Source organism: Pseudomonas sp. H2_D02, from assembly GCF_054677635.1.
The window spans coordinates 5,536,635-5,554,390 of record NZ_CP162816.1 but is presented as its reverse complement, the minus strand read 5'-3'; the positions used below and the strand labels follow the sequence as shown (position 1 = coordinate 5,554,390).

The 17,756-nt window shown below is 59.2% G+C and carries 16 protein-coding genes and 1 pseudogene; 6 read left to right on the top strand and 11 right to left on the bottom strand.

What is annotated here, in order from left to right:
* Positions 1–45: 45 nt before the first annotated feature.
* The 5 genes and pseudogenes from AB4N42_RS25545 to AB4N42_RS25525 form a co-directional block, all read right to left on the bottom strand.
* Positions 46–960 carry a glutamate/aspartate ABC transporter substrate-binding protein gene (locus tag AB4N42_RS25545; RefSeq protein WP_030140771.1) on the bottom strand — a complete coding sequence of 305 codons (915 nt, stop codon included), beginning with the start codon at positions 958–960 and terminating at the stop codon, positions 46–48.
* 444 nt (positions 961–1,404) lie between these two features.
* A complete protein-coding gene (gene glpD, locus AB4N42_RS25540; protein ID WP_198798040.1) occupies positions 1,405–2,943 on the bottom strand; it encodes a glycerol-3-phosphate dehydrogenase in 1,539 nt (512 codons plus the stop codon).
* Between the two features lie 230 nt (positions 2,944–3,173).
* The gene (locus AB4N42_RS25535; RefSeq protein WP_003204973.1) at positions 3,174–3,929 is read right to left on the bottom strand and encodes a DeoR/GlpR family transcriptional regulator; all 756 of its coding nucleotides are present in this window, start codon (positions 3,927–3,929) and stop codon (positions 3,174–3,176) included.
* 85 nt (positions 3,930–4,014) lie between these two features.
* Positions 4,015–5,521, bottom strand: a pseudogene (gene glpK / locus AB4N42_RS25530) (glycerol kinase GlpK).
* A 76-nt stretch (positions 5,522–5,597) separates the two neighbouring features.
* Entirely contained in the window at positions 5,598–6,449 is an 852-nt protein-coding gene (locus AB4N42_RS25525) for an MIP/aquaporin family protein (RefSeq protein ID WP_198798038.1), read from the bottom strand.
* A gap of 314 nt (positions 6,450–6,763) precedes the next feature.
* Between AB4N42_RS25525 and ybaK the strand changes: the two genes are divergently transcribed.
* Together ybaK and AB4N42_RS25515 are read left to right on the top strand one after the other, a co-directional pair.
* Positions 6,764–7,234: a Cys-tRNA(Pro) deacylase gene (ybaK, locus tag AB4N42_RS25520; protein ID WP_460115521.1), complete on the top strand. Its 471-nt coding sequence runs from the start codon at positions 6,764–6,766 to the stop codon at positions 7,232–7,234.
* Positions 7,235–7,418: 184 nt separating this feature from the next.
* Positions 7,419–8,201: a PhzF family phenazine biosynthesis protein gene (locus tag AB4N42_RS25515; protein ID WP_460115520.1), complete on the top strand. Its 783-nt coding sequence runs from the start codon at positions 7,419–7,421 to the stop codon at positions 8,199–8,201.
* 105 nt (positions 8,202–8,306) lie between these two features.
* On the opposite strand, the gene AB4N42_RS25510 is transcribed toward AB4N42_RS25515, so the two are convergent.
* Together AB4N42_RS25510 and argF are read right to left on the bottom strand one after the other, a co-directional pair.
* Entirely contained in the window at positions 8,307–9,413 is a 1,107-nt protein-coding gene (locus AB4N42_RS25510) for an ABC transporter ATP-binding protein (RefSeq protein WP_460115519.1), read from the bottom strand.
* Positions 9,410–10,330: an ornithine carbamoyltransferase gene (gene argF / locus AB4N42_RS25505; protein ID WP_030140764.1), complete on the bottom strand. Its 921-nt coding sequence runs from the start codon at positions 10,328–10,330 to the stop codon at positions 9,410–9,412. Before argF ends, AB4N42_RS25510 begins: the two co-directional genes overlap by 4 nt.
* A 402-nt stretch (positions 10,331–10,732) precedes the next feature.
* On the opposite strand from argF, the gene AB4N42_RS25500 reads away from it, so the two are divergent.
* The 3 genes from AB4N42_RS25500 (at position 10,733) to grxD (ending at position 13,701) form a co-directional block, all read left to right on the top strand.
* Complete coding sequence (locus tag AB4N42_RS25500; RefSeq protein WP_030140763.1) at positions 10,733–11,020, top strand: hypothetical protein; 288 nt, start codon at positions 10,733–10,735, stop codon at positions 11,018–11,020.
* Between the two features lie 131 nt (positions 11,021–11,151).
* On the top strand, positions 11,152–13,260 hold the full coding sequence (locus tag AB4N42_RS25495) for a molybdopterin oxidoreductase family protein (RefSeq protein ID WP_460115518.1): 2,109 nt from the start codon (positions 11,152–11,154) through the stop codon (positions 13,258–13,260).
* A 99-nt stretch (positions 13,261–13,359) separates the two neighbouring features.
* Positions 13,360–13,701, top strand: a complete 342-nt coding sequence (gene grxD, locus AB4N42_RS25490) for a Grx4 family monothiol glutaredoxin (RefSeq protein WP_030140761.1) — start codon at positions 13,360–13,362, stop codon at positions 13,699–13,701.
* A gap of 224 nt (positions 13,702–13,925) precedes the next feature.
* Here the strand turns inward: grxD and bfr are convergent, their stop codons facing one another.
* The gene (gene bfr / locus AB4N42_RS25485) at positions 13,926–14,399 is read right to left on the bottom strand and encodes a bacterioferritin (RefSeq protein ID WP_003178701.1); all 474 of its coding nucleotides are present in this window, start codon (positions 14,397–14,399) and stop codon (positions 13,926–13,928) included.
* A gap of 199 nt (positions 14,400–14,598) precedes the next feature.
* A complete protein-coding gene (locus tag AB4N42_RS25480) occupies positions 14,599–14,817 on the bottom strand; it encodes a bacterioferritin-associated ferredoxin (RefSeq protein ID WP_003178704.1) in 219 nt (72 codons plus the stop codon).
* A 305-nt stretch (positions 14,818–15,122) separates the two neighbouring features.
* Here AB4N42_RS25480 and AB4N42_RS25475 point away from each other — a divergent pair, with 305 nt between their 5' ends.
* Entirely contained in the window at positions 15,123–15,725 is a 603-nt protein-coding gene (locus tag AB4N42_RS25475; RefSeq protein WP_030140760.1) for a peroxiredoxin, read from the top strand.
* Between the two features lie 212 nt (positions 15,726–15,937).
* On the opposite strand, the gene rnt is transcribed toward AB4N42_RS25475, so the two are convergent.
* Together rnt and pyrC are read right to left on the bottom strand one after the other, a co-directional pair.
* Positions 15,938–16,615 (bottom strand): ribonuclease T, encoded by a 678-nt coding sequence (gene rnt, locus AB4N42_RS25470; RefSeq protein WP_030142532.1) that lies wholly within the window; start codon positions 16,613–16,615, stop codon positions 15,938–15,940.
* Positions 16,612–17,658: a dihydroorotase gene (pyrC, locus tag AB4N42_RS25465; protein ID WP_181288626.1), complete on the bottom strand. Its 1,047-nt coding sequence runs from the start codon at positions 17,656–17,658 to the stop codon at positions 16,612–16,614. Before pyrC ends, rnt begins: the two co-directional genes overlap by 4 nt.
* Positions 17,659–17,756 lie beyond the last annotated feature (98 nt).

Below are 17,756 nucleotides of genomic sequence, written 5' to 3'. Positions count from 1 at the left end.
CCCTGAAAGGGCCGGGCCCCTTCAGGAGATAAGGTTAGTCAGAAATCAGGATTTCTTTTCGTCAGCCGCTTTGTCGGTCGGGTTGGCGATCAGCTTCTTGAGTTCTTCGCTCATCGGGAAGTTGAGGTTCAGGCCTTTTGGCGGGATAGGTTGCATGAACCATTTTTCGTAGATCTTGTTGATCTCGCCCGAGGCGTAGGTGGCCTTGATGGCGTCATCGACAGCCTTTTTGAACGGCTCGTCGCCCTTGCGCACCATGCAGCCGTAGATTTCGTAGGACTGTGGAGTACCGGTAACGGCCCAGTCATCGGCCTTCTTGGCCTTGGCGGCTTCGCCAGCGAGCAGGGCGTCGTCCATCATGAACGCGACGGCCCGGCCCGATTCCAGCATCTGGAAGGACTCGCCGTGGTCTTTGGCCGAGATGACGTTCATGCCCATTTGCTTGTCGGCGTTCATCGCCTTGAGCAAGCGCTCGGACGTGGTGCCGGCGGTGGTCACGACGTTCTTGCCCTTGAGGTCGTCGAAATCCTTGTACTTGGAATCTTTCTTGGACAGCAGCTTGGTGCCGATCTCGAAGATGCCAACGGAGAAGGCGACTTGCTGCTGGCGCTCGACGTTGTTGGTGGTGGAGCCGCACTCCAGGTCCACGGTGCCGTTCTGCACCAGCGGGATACGGGTTTGCGAGGTGACCAGGTTGTACTTGACCTGCAGGTTCGGTACGTCGAGCTCTTTCTTCAGGGCTTCGACGACTTTCAGCTGGATGTCATGGGAGTAGCCGACCGGCTTGCCGGAAGCGTCCGCGATGTAGGAAAACGGAATGGAGGCGTCGCGGTGACCGAGCGTGATGACGCCGGACTCTTTGATCTTTTTCAACGTGCCGGTCAGTTCGGCTGCGAAAACCGGAGTGCTGATCAGAGCGGCAGCAATGGCTGCGCCCAGGAGATGGGGAACGATGCGCATCGATGTTTCCTCGACATTGTTTTTTTTGTATTTGGCCGGTTCACCGGCCCTGAGTGCGTCGAATGCCTGGCAGCTCCTGTTGTGTTGGCGTAACAGGCGTTCGTCTCGAGGAGTGTAGAGCATGAGTCGTGCCAAGCCAGTGGCTTGGTGCTATCTGGCTGTTTTTAAAGGAAATTAATGTTTTGTTTCAGCTTTTTTAAGCGTTGTTTATCCGGTTTGCCGAACTGACTGCCGGGTCGTGTTCGGAAAACCGAATTCCTCACGGGCTTCTCGATCCTTGTGGGAGCGGCCTTGCTCGCGAAAGCGGTCCATCTATAACGATGATGTAGAAGGTGCCGCCGTCTTCGCGAGCAAGCCCGCTCCCACAAGTCCATGACGGATTACAGACAATAAAAAGCCCCTGAATCGCCGGATTTCAAGGGCTTTTGGTTTAGCGGGTTACGTTCAGGCCGCTTCGATCTTGCGGCGGTTGTGCTCGACCTTGTCCAGGTACTGCTGAAGCTTCCCCTGCTCGGCCGCAGTGGTGAACAAGCCCAGCTTGCTGCGGCGCCACAGGATGTCCTGGGCATCGACTGCCCATTCATCGCTGCACAGGTAATCGACTTCCCGGGTGTAGAGGCCGGCGCCGATGTGTTCACCCATATCGGCCAGGCTGTGCACGCCCTCGAGCATGCGCCAGGTTCGGCTGCCATAGGTCGTGGCCCAGCGGCGGGCGATGTCGGTTGGCAGCCAGTCGAACTTGTCGCGGATCGCCGAGCACAGCGCCTGTGGCGTGGTCATGTTTTCACCGCCGGGGAGGGCCTCGACGGCGGTCCAGCTTGGGCGCATCTGTGTGAAGTAAGGGGCCAGTTGCGCCATGGCCGATTCGGCCAGTTTGCGGTAGGTGGTCAGTTTGCCGCCGAACACCGACAGCAACGGCGCCTCTTCGCCGCCCCCGGACAGTGCGAGGGTGTAGTCCCGGGTCACGGCGGAAGGGTTGTCGGACTCGTCGTTGCACAGCGGGCGGACGCCGGAATAACTGTGCAAGATATCCTCGCGGCTGAGCTGTTTCTTGAAGTGCGCATTGACCACTTTCAACAAGTAGTCGGTTTCGCCTTCGGTAATCGTTACTTTCGCCGGATCGCCCGTGTACTCGCGGTCAGTCGTGCCGATCAAGGTAAATTGGTTCAAGTAGGGAATGGTGAAGACGATGCGCTGGTCCTCGTTCTGGAGAATGTGCGCGTGCTCGCCTTCGTAGAGTTTCGGCACGATCAGGTGGCTGCCCTGGATCAGGCGGATGCCGTAGGGCGACTCCATCTTCAGGTCATCCCGAATGAACTTGGCCACCCACGGGCCGGCGGCGTTGACCAATGCCTTGGCGTGGATCGAAAACAGGCTGCCGTCGGCACGTTCCAGGTGCAAATGCCACAAGCCCTTGCTGCGGCGAGCGTTGATGCAGCGGGTCCGGGTATGGACATGCGCACCTTTCTCCCGGGCGGCCATGCCATTGAGCACTACCAGCCGTGCGTCGTCGACCCAGCAGTCGGAATATTCGAAGCCTTTGGTGATCTCGCTTTTCAAGGCGCTGTCGGCGCCGAACTTCAAGCTCTTGGAGCCGGCGAGTTGTTCACGCTTGCCCAGGTGATCGTAGAGAAACAAGCCGGCGCGAATCATCCAGGCCGGACGCAGGTGCGGGCGATGGGGCAGGACGAAGCGCATCTGCTTGACGATGTGCGGGGCCTTGGCCAGCAGCACTTCGCGTTCGGCCAGGGCTTCACGCACCAGACGGAATTCATAATGTTCGAGATAGCGCAGGCCGCCATGAATCAGCTTGCTGCTGGCCGATGAGGTATGGCTGGCCAAGTCGTCCTTTTCGCAAAGGAACACCGAAAGACCGCGACCGGCAGCGTCCGCGGCAATCCCCACGCCATTGATCCCGCCGCCAATGACGGCGATGTCGTAGATCTCGGCGATAGGGGGCGTAGGCAAGGTGGAAGTGGGCATCGGCTGGCCTCGGGCTCTTTTCGAAATATTTGAATTCGAACATTTATGTTCATTTGCGAAAATACTAGCCCATAAGCACGGCCGCAGCCAGTCGAATTCGATTGAAAATACTGATCGAAGGGGGCTGAAAGGAAAATTTTCGAACACGAAGGGTGGGGATGTGGGTGGAAGTGCTTTTGTGGCGAGGGGATAAATTCCCTCGCCACAGGAACTGGATACAGGGGGCGGAGCTAGACCACTTCCAGCCGAATCTTGTGCTGGCTCAACAACTGCGCCAGGGCTGGCACCGGTTGCTGGTCGGTCACCAGGCAATCGATCAGGCTGATCGGGCCCAGGCGAACCATGGCGTTGCGCCCGAATTTGCTCGAGTCCGCCGCCAGCAATACCTGTCGGGCATTGGCGATGATGGCTTGGGATACCCGCACTTCCTGGTAGTCGAAGTCCAGCAGGCTACCGTCTTCATCGATTCCGCTGATGCCCACCAGGGCGAAGTCGACCTTGAACTGGTTGATGAAATCGACGGAGGCCTGGCCCACCACGCCGCCGTCGCGTCGTACATTGCCGCCGGCGATCAGGACTTCGAAGTCGTCCTTGGCGCTGAGGATCGACGCTACGTGCAGGTTGTTGGTGATGACCTTGAGATGATTGTGATTGAGCAGCGCCCGAGCGATGGATTCGGTGGTGGTGCCGATGTTGATGAACAACGAGGCGTGGTCGGGAATCTGTGCAGCGATCGCCTCGGCGATGCGTTGTTTCTCATCGCGCATCTGATCGGCGCGCATGGCGTAGGCGGTGTTTTCCACGCTTGAATCATAGGCGGCGCCGCCGTGGTAGCGGCGCAGCAGGTTCACTTCCGCCAGTTGATTGATGTCGCGGCGAATGGTCTGTGGGGTAACGACGAATAATTGCGCCATTTCCTCGATGCTGACATAGCCGCGTTCGCGGACAAGCTCGAGGATTTGTTGCTGGCGGGGAGGCAGATTCATGGGGCTTCCTTTGGGCTGCCATACAAAATTTGCCCATGATGCCGCAGGAACGCCCTCCCGACCAGTTTCAGAATTTTATCGGGCCTTATTCAGCGTCTTCGTGAGGTTCCCAGTCGCGGGTGCGGCTGACGGCTTTTTTCCAACCGGCGTAGAGTTTTTCCTTCGCTTGTTCATCCAGTTGCGGTTCGAATTCGCGCTCGATGACTGCCTTGCCGCGCAACTCTTCCAGGCTGCCCCAGAAACCGCACGCCAGGCCGGCCAGGTACGCAGCGCCAAGGGCCGTGGTTTCGCGCATCTTCGGGCGTTCGACGTGAGTGCCGAGGATATCGGCCTGGAATTGCATCAGGAAATTGTTGGCCACCGCGCCGCCATCCACGCGCAGGGATTTGAGGCGTTCGCCGGCTGTCTTGCTGCATGGCGTCAAGCAAGTCGCGGGTCTGGTAGGCGATGGATTCCAGCGTGGCGCGAATGATGTGATCGACTCGCACGCCACGGGTCAGGCCGAACAGTGCGCCGCGGGCGTAGGGGTCCCAATACGGTGCGCCCAGGCCGGTAAAGGCCGGCACCAGGTAGACGCCGTTGCTGTCCTTGACCTTGTTGGCGAAGTATTCGGTGTCGAGGGCATCGTTGATGATTTTCAGCTCGTCGCGTAGCCATTGCACGGTGGAGCCACCATTGAACACCGCGCCTTCCAGGGCGTAGGCCACTTCGCCGCGAGGGCCGCAGGCGATGGTGGTGAGCATGCCGTGGTTGGATTTGACGGCCTTGTTGCCGGTGTTCATCAACAAGAAGCAGCCGGTGCCGTAGGTGTTTTTTGCCTGGCCCGGCTCCACGCACATCTGGCCGAAGAGGGCGGCCTGCTGGTCGCCGGCAATGCCGCCGATGGCGATGCCACTTTTGGTACGACCGTAGATCTCGGAGGAGGATTTGACTTGCGGCAACATCTCTCGAGGGATGTTGAGGATGTCGAGCATCTTCGCATCCCACTCCAGCGTGTGGATATTGAAGAGCATGGTGCGCGAGGCGTTGGTGTAGTCGGTGACATGGACCTTGCCGCCAGTGAATTTCCAGATCAGCCAGCTATCCACGGTGCCAAACAGCAGTTCGCCGTTGCGCGCTCGCTCACGGCTGCCCTCGACGTGGTCGAGGATCCATTTGAGCTTGGTGCCGGAGAAATACGGATCGGTGACCAGGCCGGTGGCTTCGCTGATGTATTGCTCGTGGCCGTCACGCTTGAGTTGCTGGCAGATCTCGGTGCTGCGTCGGCATTGCCAGACGATGGCGTTGTAGATCGGGCGCCCGGTGTTCTTGTCCCAGACCACGGTGGTTTCGCGCTGGTTGGTAATGCCGATGGCGGCGACCTGGTCGTGATGCAGGCCGGCCTGGGCCAACGCCTCTACCATGACTGCGCTCTGGGTAGCGAAGATCTCCATCGGATCATGTTCGACCCAGCCAGGCTGCGGATAATGCTGGACGAATTCCCGTTGGGCGGTACCGACCACGTTCGCGTCACGGTCGAAAATAATCGCACGTGAGCTGGTCGTGCCCTGGTCGAGGGCAATGATGTAGTTCTTATTCTCAATGTCGGTCATGTCGATTGCCTTGGGACGTAAATAAGGGGTGGAGCCATGGTGCGCGCAGTGAGGGGCAGGCGGCGCACCCGTTGTTTCATGACGTTCTGGGTTTGCCGTCGATGGCAGATCCTGCATCCTTTCCCGTAGCCAAGGGGCTTGGCAAGTGGCGCGCGATCAAGCCGCGGTACGCGGCGGCGCCCAGGCATGCCCCGACAATCGGCGCAAAGATCGGCACCAGGAAGTACGGAATGTCGCGTCCGCCGGTGAGGGAAATTTCACCCCAGCCAGTAAGGAAAGTCATCAGTTTAGGACCGAAGTCTCGCGCTGGATTCATTGCGAAGCCCGTCAAGGGGCCCATCGAGCTGCCGATCACCGCGATCAACAGGCCGATCAGCAGCGGTGCCAGCGGCCCTCGGGGCAAGCCATTATTGTCATCGGTGAGGGACATGATCACGCCCATCAGGATAGCGGTAATGATCACCTCCACCAGGAACGCCTGGCCAGTGGATAGCGCGGAGTGAGGGTAGGTGGAGAATACCGAAGCCAGCTCGAGGCTCGCTTCTGTGCCACGAACCATATGACGGGACTGTTCGAAATCGAAGAAAAGGTTGCTGTACAGCGTATAGACCAGCAGCGCGCCGCAAAAAGCGCCGGCCACTTGGCAAATGATATAGAAGGGCAGTTTACGTTTTTCGAAGTCAGTGAAGAGGCTCAGGGCGATGCTGACGGCGGGGTTCAGGTGCGCGCCGGAAATGCCAGCGCTGAGGTAGATCGCCATGCTGACGCCGACGCCCCAGATGATACTGATTTCCCATAGTCCGAAGCTGGCACCCGCGACCTTGAGCGCCGCAACGCAACCCGTGCCGAAAAATATCAGCAGGGCCGTCCCCAGGAATTCTGCCAGGCACTGGCTGGAGAGGGACGGTTGTTCTAAAGCAGTAGCCATTCAAACCTCAATTCTTTTTCTTGTCTTGCGCCGCCGATAAACCTGGTTGCGCGTTCTTCGCCAGGGGACCTGATGTTCAGACTGCCCTCGGGTTGTTTCTTGAGACACGTGTTTCTGCTTTCAGTTTCGAAAAAATATAGACAAGAAACGCTGCTGTCAAAGGTCGAAAGTGAACCGTTGGTCACATTTGGATTATTCGTGCTGTGAATGATTCTTTGACGCAGGGCGTCTTGACACTGGAAGCAATGTCCTCAAAGCCTTTTGCTCGCTGATCGCATAGAATTTTGCCATTCGTTTCCCTGTAAGGAATGGTCATGACCCCTGCGTTGGATCTGCTTAAGAAAGTGCGCGCCGAACATCGCATTCATAGCTACGAACACGATCCCAAGGCCGCGTCTTATGGCTTGGAGGCGGCGGAAAAGCTCGGACTGGACCCGGCGCAGGTGTTCAAGACCTTGCTGGCGGCCAGCGAAAAAGGCGAGCTGCTGGTGGCCGTGGTGCCAGTGGCGGGGAGCCTGGACCTGAAAGCACTGGCTCATGCTGCCGGGGTGAAGAAAGTCGAGATGGCCGATCCGTCCGCCGCACAGCGCTCGACCGGCTATTTGCTGGGGGGCATCAGCCCTTTGGGACAGAAAAAGCGCCTGCGCACGTTTATCGACAGTTCCGCGCAGCCGCTCACCCAAATGTTCGTCAGCGCGGGGAGGCGTGGCCTGGAAGTCGAATTGGCGCCTGAGGTATTGGCGGAGCATACCGGGGCGAAGTTTGCTGATATTGGACGTGCCTGACTGAAGGTTTGTAGCAACTGCGCCACCCGGCAGGAGCGCGCGCCTCACAATGGAGGGAGTCTTCAAGGCTGAAAGGATGTCGGATTTTTTATGCGCTGTAGGGCGAAAATTCTGCGGATCTGTCACTGGTTAAACGGTGCCGTGACCGATCATGCTCGCGCATCAATAAAAAAGGAGAAGTGCCATGCAGCTTGCGTTTCCTCAGGTCGATGCGTTCAGTGACCGGCCTTTCGGCGGTAACCCTGCGATGGTCTATCGCCTCGATGCCTGGCTCGCCGATGAGTTGATGCAGAAAATAGCCGCTGAACACAACCTGGCTGAGACCGCGTTCCTGGTGCGAGAGAACCAGCAATGGCACATTCGCTGGTTTACCCCAACCACTGAAGTTCCGTTGTGTGGTCATGCCACGCTGGCCAGCGCCTATGTGTTGTTCGAGATATATAAAGAAGCTTCGGAGCGACTGGATTTCATCTGTAAATCCGGTGCCCTGAGCGTGACCCGGGAAGGTGATCGGCTGTGGTTGGATTTTCCGGCCATCGTGCCCGTTGAATTGGGCGCGTCACTGGCGGTCCAGAATGCCTTGGGTGTCGAGGCGGTGGACGTGCTGAGCTCGAACGAACTGTTCGTGGTGTTGGAATCGGAACAGGCTGTCCTTGAATGTAAGCCGGACATGACGGCCCTGGCGAAACTGCCGTGGCCGGGCGCGATCGTTACCGCACCGGGAAGCAAGCACGATTTTGTCTCGCGTTATTTTGCTCCGGCGATTGGTATCAACGAGGACCCGGTGACCGGATCGACCCATTGCAGCCTCATTCCATACTGGTCCAAACGCCTGAGCAAGCTGGGGCTGACGGCTTATCAATGCTCGGCCAGGGGCGGGGCGTTGTTTTGTCGGTTGGAAGGCGAGCGAGTGAAGATCGGCGGCAATGCGACGTTGGTGGCCAGCGGGACGTTGTCGCTGGGCTAATGCCCGATACATCTGGTAGGAGCTGTCGAGCGAAGCGAGGCTGCGATCTTTTTCAGGCCCACTGAATCAAACAGAAGATCAAAAGATCGCAGCCTTCGGCAGCGCCTACACAGTGCTGAACCGCCGCACACCGCTTTCCACCGGCGGCAAGTGTGCCGCCGTGCTACCCGAGGCCTGGAACAGCACCAAGTGCTCGGCCGCCACGCGAATACCGACAGTGGCGCCGACCAGATGGTCGGCATGGCTCGGGAAGATCGATTCCAGTTGCGCACCCGTCGGCAATTGCAGGCGATACAAGGTTGAAGCGCCCTGGAAGGTCTTGCCGACGATGGTGGCCGTCAGCGGGCTGTCTGGCGCGTAGACGATGTCGTCAGGGCGCAGCAACACATCCACGGCACAGCCAACCGGCAAGGTGTAGGCCCGGTTGCCGCGCAGTGCGCCCAATTCTGTTTGCACCGATTCCGGGCTATCCAGCTGTCCCCGGATGAAATAGCCCTGGCCAATGAAGCTGGCGACATAGGCCGTGAGCGGTTCGTGATACAGGTTGTAAGGCGTGTCCCACTGTTCCAGGCGACCTTCCCTGAACACGCCGACATGATCACTTACGGCAAACGCTTCTTCCTGATCGTGGGTGACCAGGATCGCACTGGTGCCCCGGGCCTTGAGAATGTCCCGGACTTCATGGCTGAGCTTGCGTCGCAGCTCGCCGTCCAGATTGGAGAAGGGTTCGTCGAGCAGCAGCAATTGCGGTTCGGGCGCCAGTGCCCGGGCGAGTGCGACGCGTTGTTGCTGGCCTCCGGAGAGTTCATGGGGGAAGCGTTTCCCCAGGTTCTTCAGATTGACCAGCTCCAGCAGTTCGTCGACTACGCGGTCCTTTTCAGGGTGCTTGCGGATACCAAACGCCAGGTTCTCGGCGACGCTCAAATGCGGGAACAGCGCGTAATCCTGGAACACCATGCCGATGCGGCGTTTTTCCGGTGCCAGGGTAAAACCCGCGCGGGAGATGGTTTCCCCGGCCAACTGGATCTCGCCTTCGTGTACGGGCTCGAACCCGGCGATGGCCCGCAGGGTCGTGGTCTTGCCGCATCCGGACGAGCCGAGCAGGCAACCGATGTCGCCCGCATTGAGGTGCAGGTTGAGGTTTTGTACGACCCGCTGGTCCTTGTAGCCGCAGGCCAGGTTTTGCAGGTTCAGCAGCAATGAATGGCTCATGCGTGGTGGTACGCCGGCTCGACTAGGAATTCCAGCAGGGCTTTCTGCGCATGGAGACGGTTTTCCGCCTGGTCCCAAGCCACGGAGCGCGGGTCATCCAGCAAGTCGAGGCTGATCTCTTCGCCACGGTGGGCCGGCAGGCAATGCATGAACAGCACCTCGGCGTCCGCCAGGTCGAGCAGGGCGCGGTTGACTTGCAGCGGGGCAAACAGCTTCAGGCGCTTGGCGGTTTCCTCTTCCTGTCCCATGGATATCCAGACGTCGGTGCTCACCAGGTGCGCACCGGCCACGGCCAGCTTCGGATCACGCACGATGGACACCCGGTCACCGGCCTTGGCGAGCAGTTCGGTATTGGGGTCATAACCTTCGGGGCAGGCAATGCGCAACTGGAAGTCGAATTGCATCGCCGCTTCTATATAGCTGTTGCACATGTTGTTGCCGTCACCGACCCAGGCCACGGTCTTGCCTTGGATGGAGCCGCGGTGCTCGAGGAATGTCTGCATGTCGGCAAGCAGTTGGCAAGGGTGCAGGTCATCGGACAAGCCGTTGATCACCGGCACGCGGGAGTGGGCCGCGAACTCTGTCAGGGTGCTGTGTGCAAAAGTACGGATCATCATGACGTCGAGCATGCTCGACATGACGATGGCGCAATCGCTGATCGGCTCGCCACGGCCCAACTGTGTGTCGCGGGGCGAGAGGAAGATCGCCTGGCCACCGAGTTGGATCATGCCGGCCTCAAATGAAATGCGCGTGCGGGTCGATGACTTCTCGAAAATCATCCCCAGCACACGGTTTTTCAAGGGCTCGAACAGTACGCCGCGCTTACGCAGGTCCTTGAGCTCCACGCCTCGACGGATGACGCCGAGCAACTCTTCGGGCGTGAAATCCATCAAGGAGAGAAAGTGCCTTGCGCTCATGATTGACTACCTTTTTGTTACTGACCGCAGATGCTCAAAGCCTTGTTTAACGAAAAAACGGGCGAGACCTGCGGCAAAAGCCGCACGGGGCGACGAAAATAGGGGAAGGCGCGATATTGACATTAAATGTCGCGTCTTACCAATAGGGCTACGGTTTTAAGGGATTTCAGCGAAGCCATCACAGAGTTGCAATGGCATGGTCGAGGCCGGTTTCCTGACAGCAGCGACCCATTTGTACACTGGCGTCGAGTCCCTTGGCAATCAAGCTGGGCGGGTGGCTGTCTATCTGGCGAGCGATTGTGGAGGCCAGTCTTTGGCGCGCCTGTCTGTTGTCTGACGTGAAATATTTCCTAATGCAGGGGGCTGGGTTATAAATGAATCCCGAGATGCAGGAGCCCCGAAATGGATTTGAAAGAGCAACAACTGATGGAATTGCTGGGGCTGACGGCACGCTCCCTGACGCACCTCACCGCTTCGGTGACGTCCATGTCATTCGAATTGTTGCGCAGTGATGACGAAGTGACCAAGGCCGCTGGCCGGCGAATGATCGACCGCATGGCCACCATCAGCAGTGGGCTCGACGAACATTGGCGATTGATCGGCGAATTGACCGGGGTGCCCATCGCCCAGGAGCAGGTGGAGACCATCGAGGAAATCCAGTTGCTGGCGCCGCCGCCCGAACAGCCCTGACGCCGCTTCATCGGCGGGCCTGATGCCCGGCGATTCACGGGACGAACGTCGCTGGCGCTGTGGAGGATCACGGGCCATAGTTTTGCTCCCGCGGCCAACAATGCCCGCCACGAATAAAACAGAGACTGGCCATGACCAAGACTCTTCACCACCGTGCGTGCCACCTGTGCGAGGCCATCTGCGGCCTGACCCTCGAAACCACTGAAACAGAAGGCCAGGGCCTGGCGATCACTTCGATCAAGGGCGATCCGCTGGACAGTTTCAGCCGTGGCCACATCTGCCCCAAGGCCGTGGCCCTGCAGGACATCCAGAACGATCCGGACCGGTTGCGCCAGCCGATGCGGCGGGTCGGCAGCGAGTGGCAGCCGATTGCCTGGGACGAAGCCTTCGCATTGGTGGCTGATCGCCTCGCGAGCATTCAAGAGCGTCACGGCCAGAACGCGGTGGCGGTCTACCAGGGTAATCCCAGCGTGCACAATTATGGGCTGATGACCCACAGCAATTATTTCCTGGGCCTGTTGAAGACCCGCAGCCGCTTCTCGGCGACCTCGGTGGACCAGTTGCCCCATCACCTCACCAGCCATCTGATGTATGGGCATGGTTTGCTCCTGCCCATCCCGGACATCGACCACACCGACTTCATGTTGATCCTGGGCGGTAATCCGCTGGCCTCCAATGGCAGCATCATGACCGTACCGGACGTGGAGAAGCGCCTGAAGGCGATCCAGGCCCGTGGTGGCCAGGTTGTGGTGGTTGATCCTCGGCGCAGCGAGACAGCGGCCATCGCCAACCAGCACATCTTCGTACGTCCTGGTGGCGACGCCGCGCTGCTGTTTGGCTTGCTCAACACACTGCTCAGCGAAGGCTTGACCCGCGACAGCCATTTACCGGTGGATGGCCTCGACGAAGTGCGCCAGGCCGTTGCAACCTTTACCGCCGAGGCGATGAGCCCTCTCTGTGCCGTTCCGGCCGCACAGATCCGTCAGTTGGCCCGGGATTTCGCCTCCGCGCCGTCGGCGGTGTGTTACGGGCGGATGGGGGTTTCAACCCAGGCTTTCGGCACGCTGTGCCATTGGCTGATCCAACTGATCAACCTGGTCACCGGCAACCTCGATCGAGTGGGCGGTGCGCTGTGCACCGAGCCGGCGGTTGACCTGGTGGCGACCACCTCGGGCGGCCATTTCAATCGCTGGCAAAGCCGGGTATCCGGGCGCCCCGAATATGCTGGCGAGCTGCCCGTCTCGGCCCTTGCCGAAGAAATGCTCACCGACGGCGAAGGACAGATCCGCGCACTGGTGACCGTGGCCGGCAATCCGGTCTTGTCCACGCCCAACGGGCGACAGCTCGAACAGGCGTTGGACGGACTTGAGTTCATGGTCAGCATTGACCTGTACATCAACGAGACCACGCGCTACGCCGACTTGATCCTGCCATCGACTTCAGCGTTGGAAAACGATCATTACGACACCACCTTCAATCTGTTCGCGGTGCGCAACGTCACTCGTTTCAACCGAGCGATCCTGCCCAAGCCCGAAGGTGCATTGCACGATTGGGAGATCTTCGTTGGCCTGGCAAAAGCCTTTGCTGGCCGGACTGGCAAGGAACTCAAGCCGACCATGCCGCCCGCGCAGATGATCGATTTCGGCCTGCGGGCGGGTGCGTACGGGGATGCATCGCCGCACAAATTATCCCTGGCGACGCTGTTCGATCATCCCCACGGCATCGATCTCGGTGCGCTCAAGCCCAACCTGGCTTCCCGGTTGAAAACCGAAAACGGCCGGGTACAGGCGGCGCCAGCGGTGATCCTCGCCGACCTGGCACGTTTTGCCGCGTTGCCGCCGCCAGCGTCCGACGAGCTATTGATGATTGGCCGTCGTCATGTGCGCAGCAACAATTCCTGGATGCATAATTTTCATCGGCTGGTGAAAGGCAAGCCGCGCCACCAGTTGCTGATGCACCCGGACGATCTTGCCAGCCGAGGCCTTGTCGATGGGCAGCGGGTGAAGGTCAGTTCTCGCGTAGGCATGATTGAAGTGGAAGTGCAGGGCAGCCAGGACATGATGAAAGGCGTGGTCAGCCTGCCACACGGCTGGGGCCACGCCCGCCCGGGTGTACAGATGACCATCGCCAGCGGGCAACCCGGTTCCAGTGCCAACGACCTGACGGATGACTGTCAGCTTGATGAGCTGTCCGGGAATGCGGCGCTCAACGGGGTTCCGGTGAAGGTCGCGGCTGCGTAAAATTGTCCCTGGGGCGGACCGAGCAGGGTGCTCGGCTTTCCGTTACAATGCGCCACCGTGTCGACATCTGTAGTCGCAAAGTTCAAGCCGAGGTGCTCCGTGGATATCATCGAAACGATCAAAGACCAGATTGCCAACAACACTATCCTGCTTTACATGAAAGGCTCGCCGAATGCCCCGCAATGCGGCTTCTCGGCCAAGGCTGCTCAGGCGGTGATGGCGTGTGGCGAGAAGTTCGCCTACGTGGACATCCTGCAGAACCCGGAAATCCGCGCCAACCTGCCAAAGTACGCCAACTGGCCAACCTTCCCACAGCTGTGGGTGGGTGGTGAGCTGATCGGTGGTAGCGACATCATGACCGAGATGGCGGCTGACGGTTCTCTGCAAACCACGATCAAGGCAGCTGTTGAAGCAGCAGCGGCGAACAAGTCCGAAGCCTGATCATGAGGTTCTGTTCATTACCCCGGTTGTGGTGAACACGAACCCTTGTGGGAGCGAGCTTGCTCGCGATACCGGTAGGTCAGTCAGTATTTTTTTGCCTGATCCACCGCTATCGCGAGCAAGCTCGCTCCCACGATGGATTTCAGTGGTTTGAAATTCGGGCAACAAAAAGCCCCGCGCCTCGAAAGAGGGCGGGGCTTTTTAGTGGCTTGCTTCTGGGAAGCTTATTCTTCGCCCATCTGCGATTGCAGGTAGTTCTCAAGACCCACTTTGTCGATCAGGCCCAGTTGGGTTTCCAGCCAGTCGATGTGTTCTTCTTCGGATTCGAGAATATCTTCGAGCAGTTCGCGGCTGCCAAAGTCACCGACGCTTTCGCAGTGGGCGATGGCGGCTTTGAGGTCGGCGTGGCCAGTGCGTTCGATACGCAGGTCGCATTCAAGCATTTCGCGGGTATGTTCACCGATGTGCAGCTTGCCAAGATCCTGGACGTTTGGCAGGCCTTCGAGAAACAGGATGCGCTTGATCAGCTTGTCCGCGTGTTTCATCTCGTCGATCGATTCGTGGTATTCGTGCTTGCCCAGCTTGTTCAGGCCCCAATCTTCATACATGCGCGCATGCAGGAAGTATTGATTGATCGCGACCAGCTCATTGGCGAGGATCTTGTTGAGATGCTGGATGACTGTGATGTCGCCTTTCATGGTAACGGCCTGCCCTATAATAGCTGTGTATAAGGCAGAGTTTGAGCCGCGCATTTACCGGTGTCAAACCTAAGTATTTGAATAATAAATGAAAATTAATCGGAATAAGAATGTTTGAGTTCCGCGTCTGGCACCTAACCATTTGATTTACAGGCATAAAAAAACCGGACATTGAGTCCGGTTCTTCAAAAAGCTGGATTTATGCGGCAGTAAATTCTACCGGATAAGGGATCGAGGCCTGGGCGGTCTGTACTTTGGCGAGGGTTTCACGCACCACTTCCTTGGCGAGGCAGGCGCATTTACCGCATTGGCTGGCTACGCCGGTGGCTTGGCGGACTTCGCGATAGCTGCAGCAACCTTCATAGATCGCTTCGCGGATTTGCCCGTCGGTGACGCCAGTGCAGAGGCATACATACATAAGTGAGAACCGTCGCTGGTTGTGACTCAATTGAGACGGATCTTAATGTTAACGAGAATGATTGTCAAAGTGGTTTCTAGGACTCTTTCATCACCTTTGCTTCGGGCTGACGAACGGTTTTCGGTTGGAGAGTCGATCATGCGCAACAGATTTTCGATGCCGTGGAAAAACCGTTGAGGACAGTCCAAACGTGCGGTGTATGATGGTCGGTCCTTGCGAAGCGGGTTCGTGTCACAGGGCTGTCGCCTGGAGGTGGCAGGCTGGCGCGGACCTTGTTTTCACGTTACTACACCAGGAGATATCCAATGAGCGTACTCGTAGGCAAACAAGCCCCTGACTTCACCGTTCCCGCCGTCCTCGGCAACGGCGAAATCGTCGACAGCTTCACCCTGTCCTCGGCCATCAAAGGCAAATACGGCCTGGTGTTCTTCTACCCGCTGGACTTCACCTTCGTCTGCCCGTCCGAGTTGATCGCCCTGGATCACCGCATGGACGACTTCAAGGCGCGCAACGTGGAAGTGATCGCTGTTTCGATCGACTCGCATTTCACCCACAACGCCTGGCGCAACACCGCTATCAACGCCGGTGGTATCGGCCCGGTGAAATACACCATGGCTGCCGACATGAAGCACGAAATCGCCAAGGCCTACGACGTTGAGTCCGAAGGCGGCGTGGCCTTCCGTGGCGCGTTCCTGATCGACGACAAAGGTGTCGTTCGTTCGCAGATCATCAACGACCTGCCGCTGGGCCGTAACATGGAAGAGCTGATCCGCCTGGTCGACGCCCTGCAATTCCACGAAGAGCACGGCGAAGTCTGCCCGGCCAACTGGAAAAAAGGCGACAAGGGTATGACTGCATCGCCTGAAGGCGTAGCCGCTTACCTGGGTGAGCACGGCGACAAGCTGTAAGCACAACCGCGGCATAAAAAAACCGGCCCTCGATGGGCCGGTTTTTTTATGGGTGGCTGAATACATACTGTGGCGAGGGGATTTATCCCCGCTGGACTGCGCAGCAGTCCCAAAAAGGTGAGTCCGCCACACCCAGTTGGCAGGTTTGGGGCCGCTTCGCGACCCAGCGGGGATAAATCCCCTCGCCACAAAGAGCTAAGCCTAGCTCTATATCAGTCGTCGAAATCCTGCCAGCCACCCATCTCCTTCCACCGGTTGACGATGCCGCAAAACAGCTCGGCGGTCTTTTCGGTGTCGTAGCGGGCCGAGTGGGCTTCGCGGCCATCGAAATCGATGTCGGCCGCCTGACAGGCCTTGGCCAATACCGTCTGGCCGTATGCCAGGCCCGCCAGGGTCGCGGTGTCGAAGCTGGAGAACGGGTGAAACGGATTGCGCTTCATGTCCAGGCGTGCAACGGCGGCGTTGAGGAAGCCCAGGTCGAAGCTGCTGTTATGACCGACCAGGATCGCTCGCTTGCAACCGTTGGCTTTCAGCGCCTTGCGCACGCCACGGAAGATGTCGGTCAGGGCGGTTTCTTCGCTGACCGCCATGCGCAACGGGTGATCGAGCTTGATCCCGGTGAACTCCAGGGCGGCTGCTTCAACGTTGGCGCCTTCGAACGGTTCGACCCGGAAGAAATAGGTGTGGTCGGGGAAGACAAAGCCTTTCTCGTCCATGCCAATGGTCGTCGCGGCGATTTCCAGCAGCGCATCGGTGGCTGAGTTGAAACCACCGGTTTCTACGTCGACCACAACCGGCAGATAACCCCGGAAGCGGGCAGCCATGGGGTGGCGAGGGCCGCCCGAGCCGCCATTGCCGTCCAGTTCGTCGTCGAAATGATCTTCACTCACGCGTTTTCCTCCAGCAGGCGCCAGCGCAGTTTTTCACCGGCGCGCAGCGGGATGACAGTCTGCTCGCCAAACGGCAGGCTGGCAGGGGCGGTCCACTCGTCGCGGACCAGGGTAATACGATCGGTGTTCACCGGCAGCCCATAGAAGCGTGGGCCGTGCAGGCTGGCGAAGCCTTCGAGCTTGTCCAGGGCGTTGCGCTGCTCGAACGCCTCAGCGTACATCTCGATGGCGGCGTAGGCGGTGTAGCAGCCGGCGCAACCGCAGGCCGCTTCCTTGGCATGGCGGGCGTGAGGCGCCGAGTCCGTGCCGAGGAAAAACTTGGCGCTGCCGCTGGTGGCCGCGTCCAGCAAGGCTTCCTGATGGGTATTGCGCTTGAGGATCGGCAGGCAATAGAAGTGTGGCCGGATCCCGCCCACCAACATGTGGTTGCGGTTGTACAGCAGGTGATGGGCGGTGATGGTTGCGCCAACGTTGGCCGGGGCCTCGTTGACGAACTGCACGGCATCGCCCGTGGTGATGTGCTCGAACACAACCTTGAGGGTCGGGAAGCGCTCGACGACGCGGCGCATGTGCTCGTCGATGAAGATTTTCTCGCGGTCGAACACATCGACATCGCCCCGGGTCACTTCGCCGTGGATCAACAACGGCATGCCGACTTCGGCCATCGCCTCCAGCGCCGGGAAGATCTTGTCGATGCTGGTGACGCCGGAATCCGAATTGGTCGTAGCGCCGGCCGGGTACAACTTGGCCGCGTGCACGAAACCGCTGGCCTTGGCCTCGCGTATTTCCTCGGGCTGGGTGCGGTCGGTGAGGTAAAGCACCATCAGCGGTTCGAAGCGGCTGCCGGCCGGGCGCGCGGCCAGGATGCGCTGGCGATAGCCATCGGCCTCGGCGGCGTTGCGCACGGGCGGAACCAGGTTGGGCATGATGATGGCGCGGCCAAAAGTGCGCGCGACATCGGCGACGGTATGGGTCAACACAGCACCATCGCGAAGATGAATATGCCAGTCGTCGGGACGCAGCAGGGTCAGGCGGTCGGACATGGGGGCTTCCAGGCGGGTAAATCTCCGGGGAATGCTACCGGAAAAGACTGATCCGGGCACCCGCTATCAAGTTTTGCCGCAAGTTACCGATAGCCCCT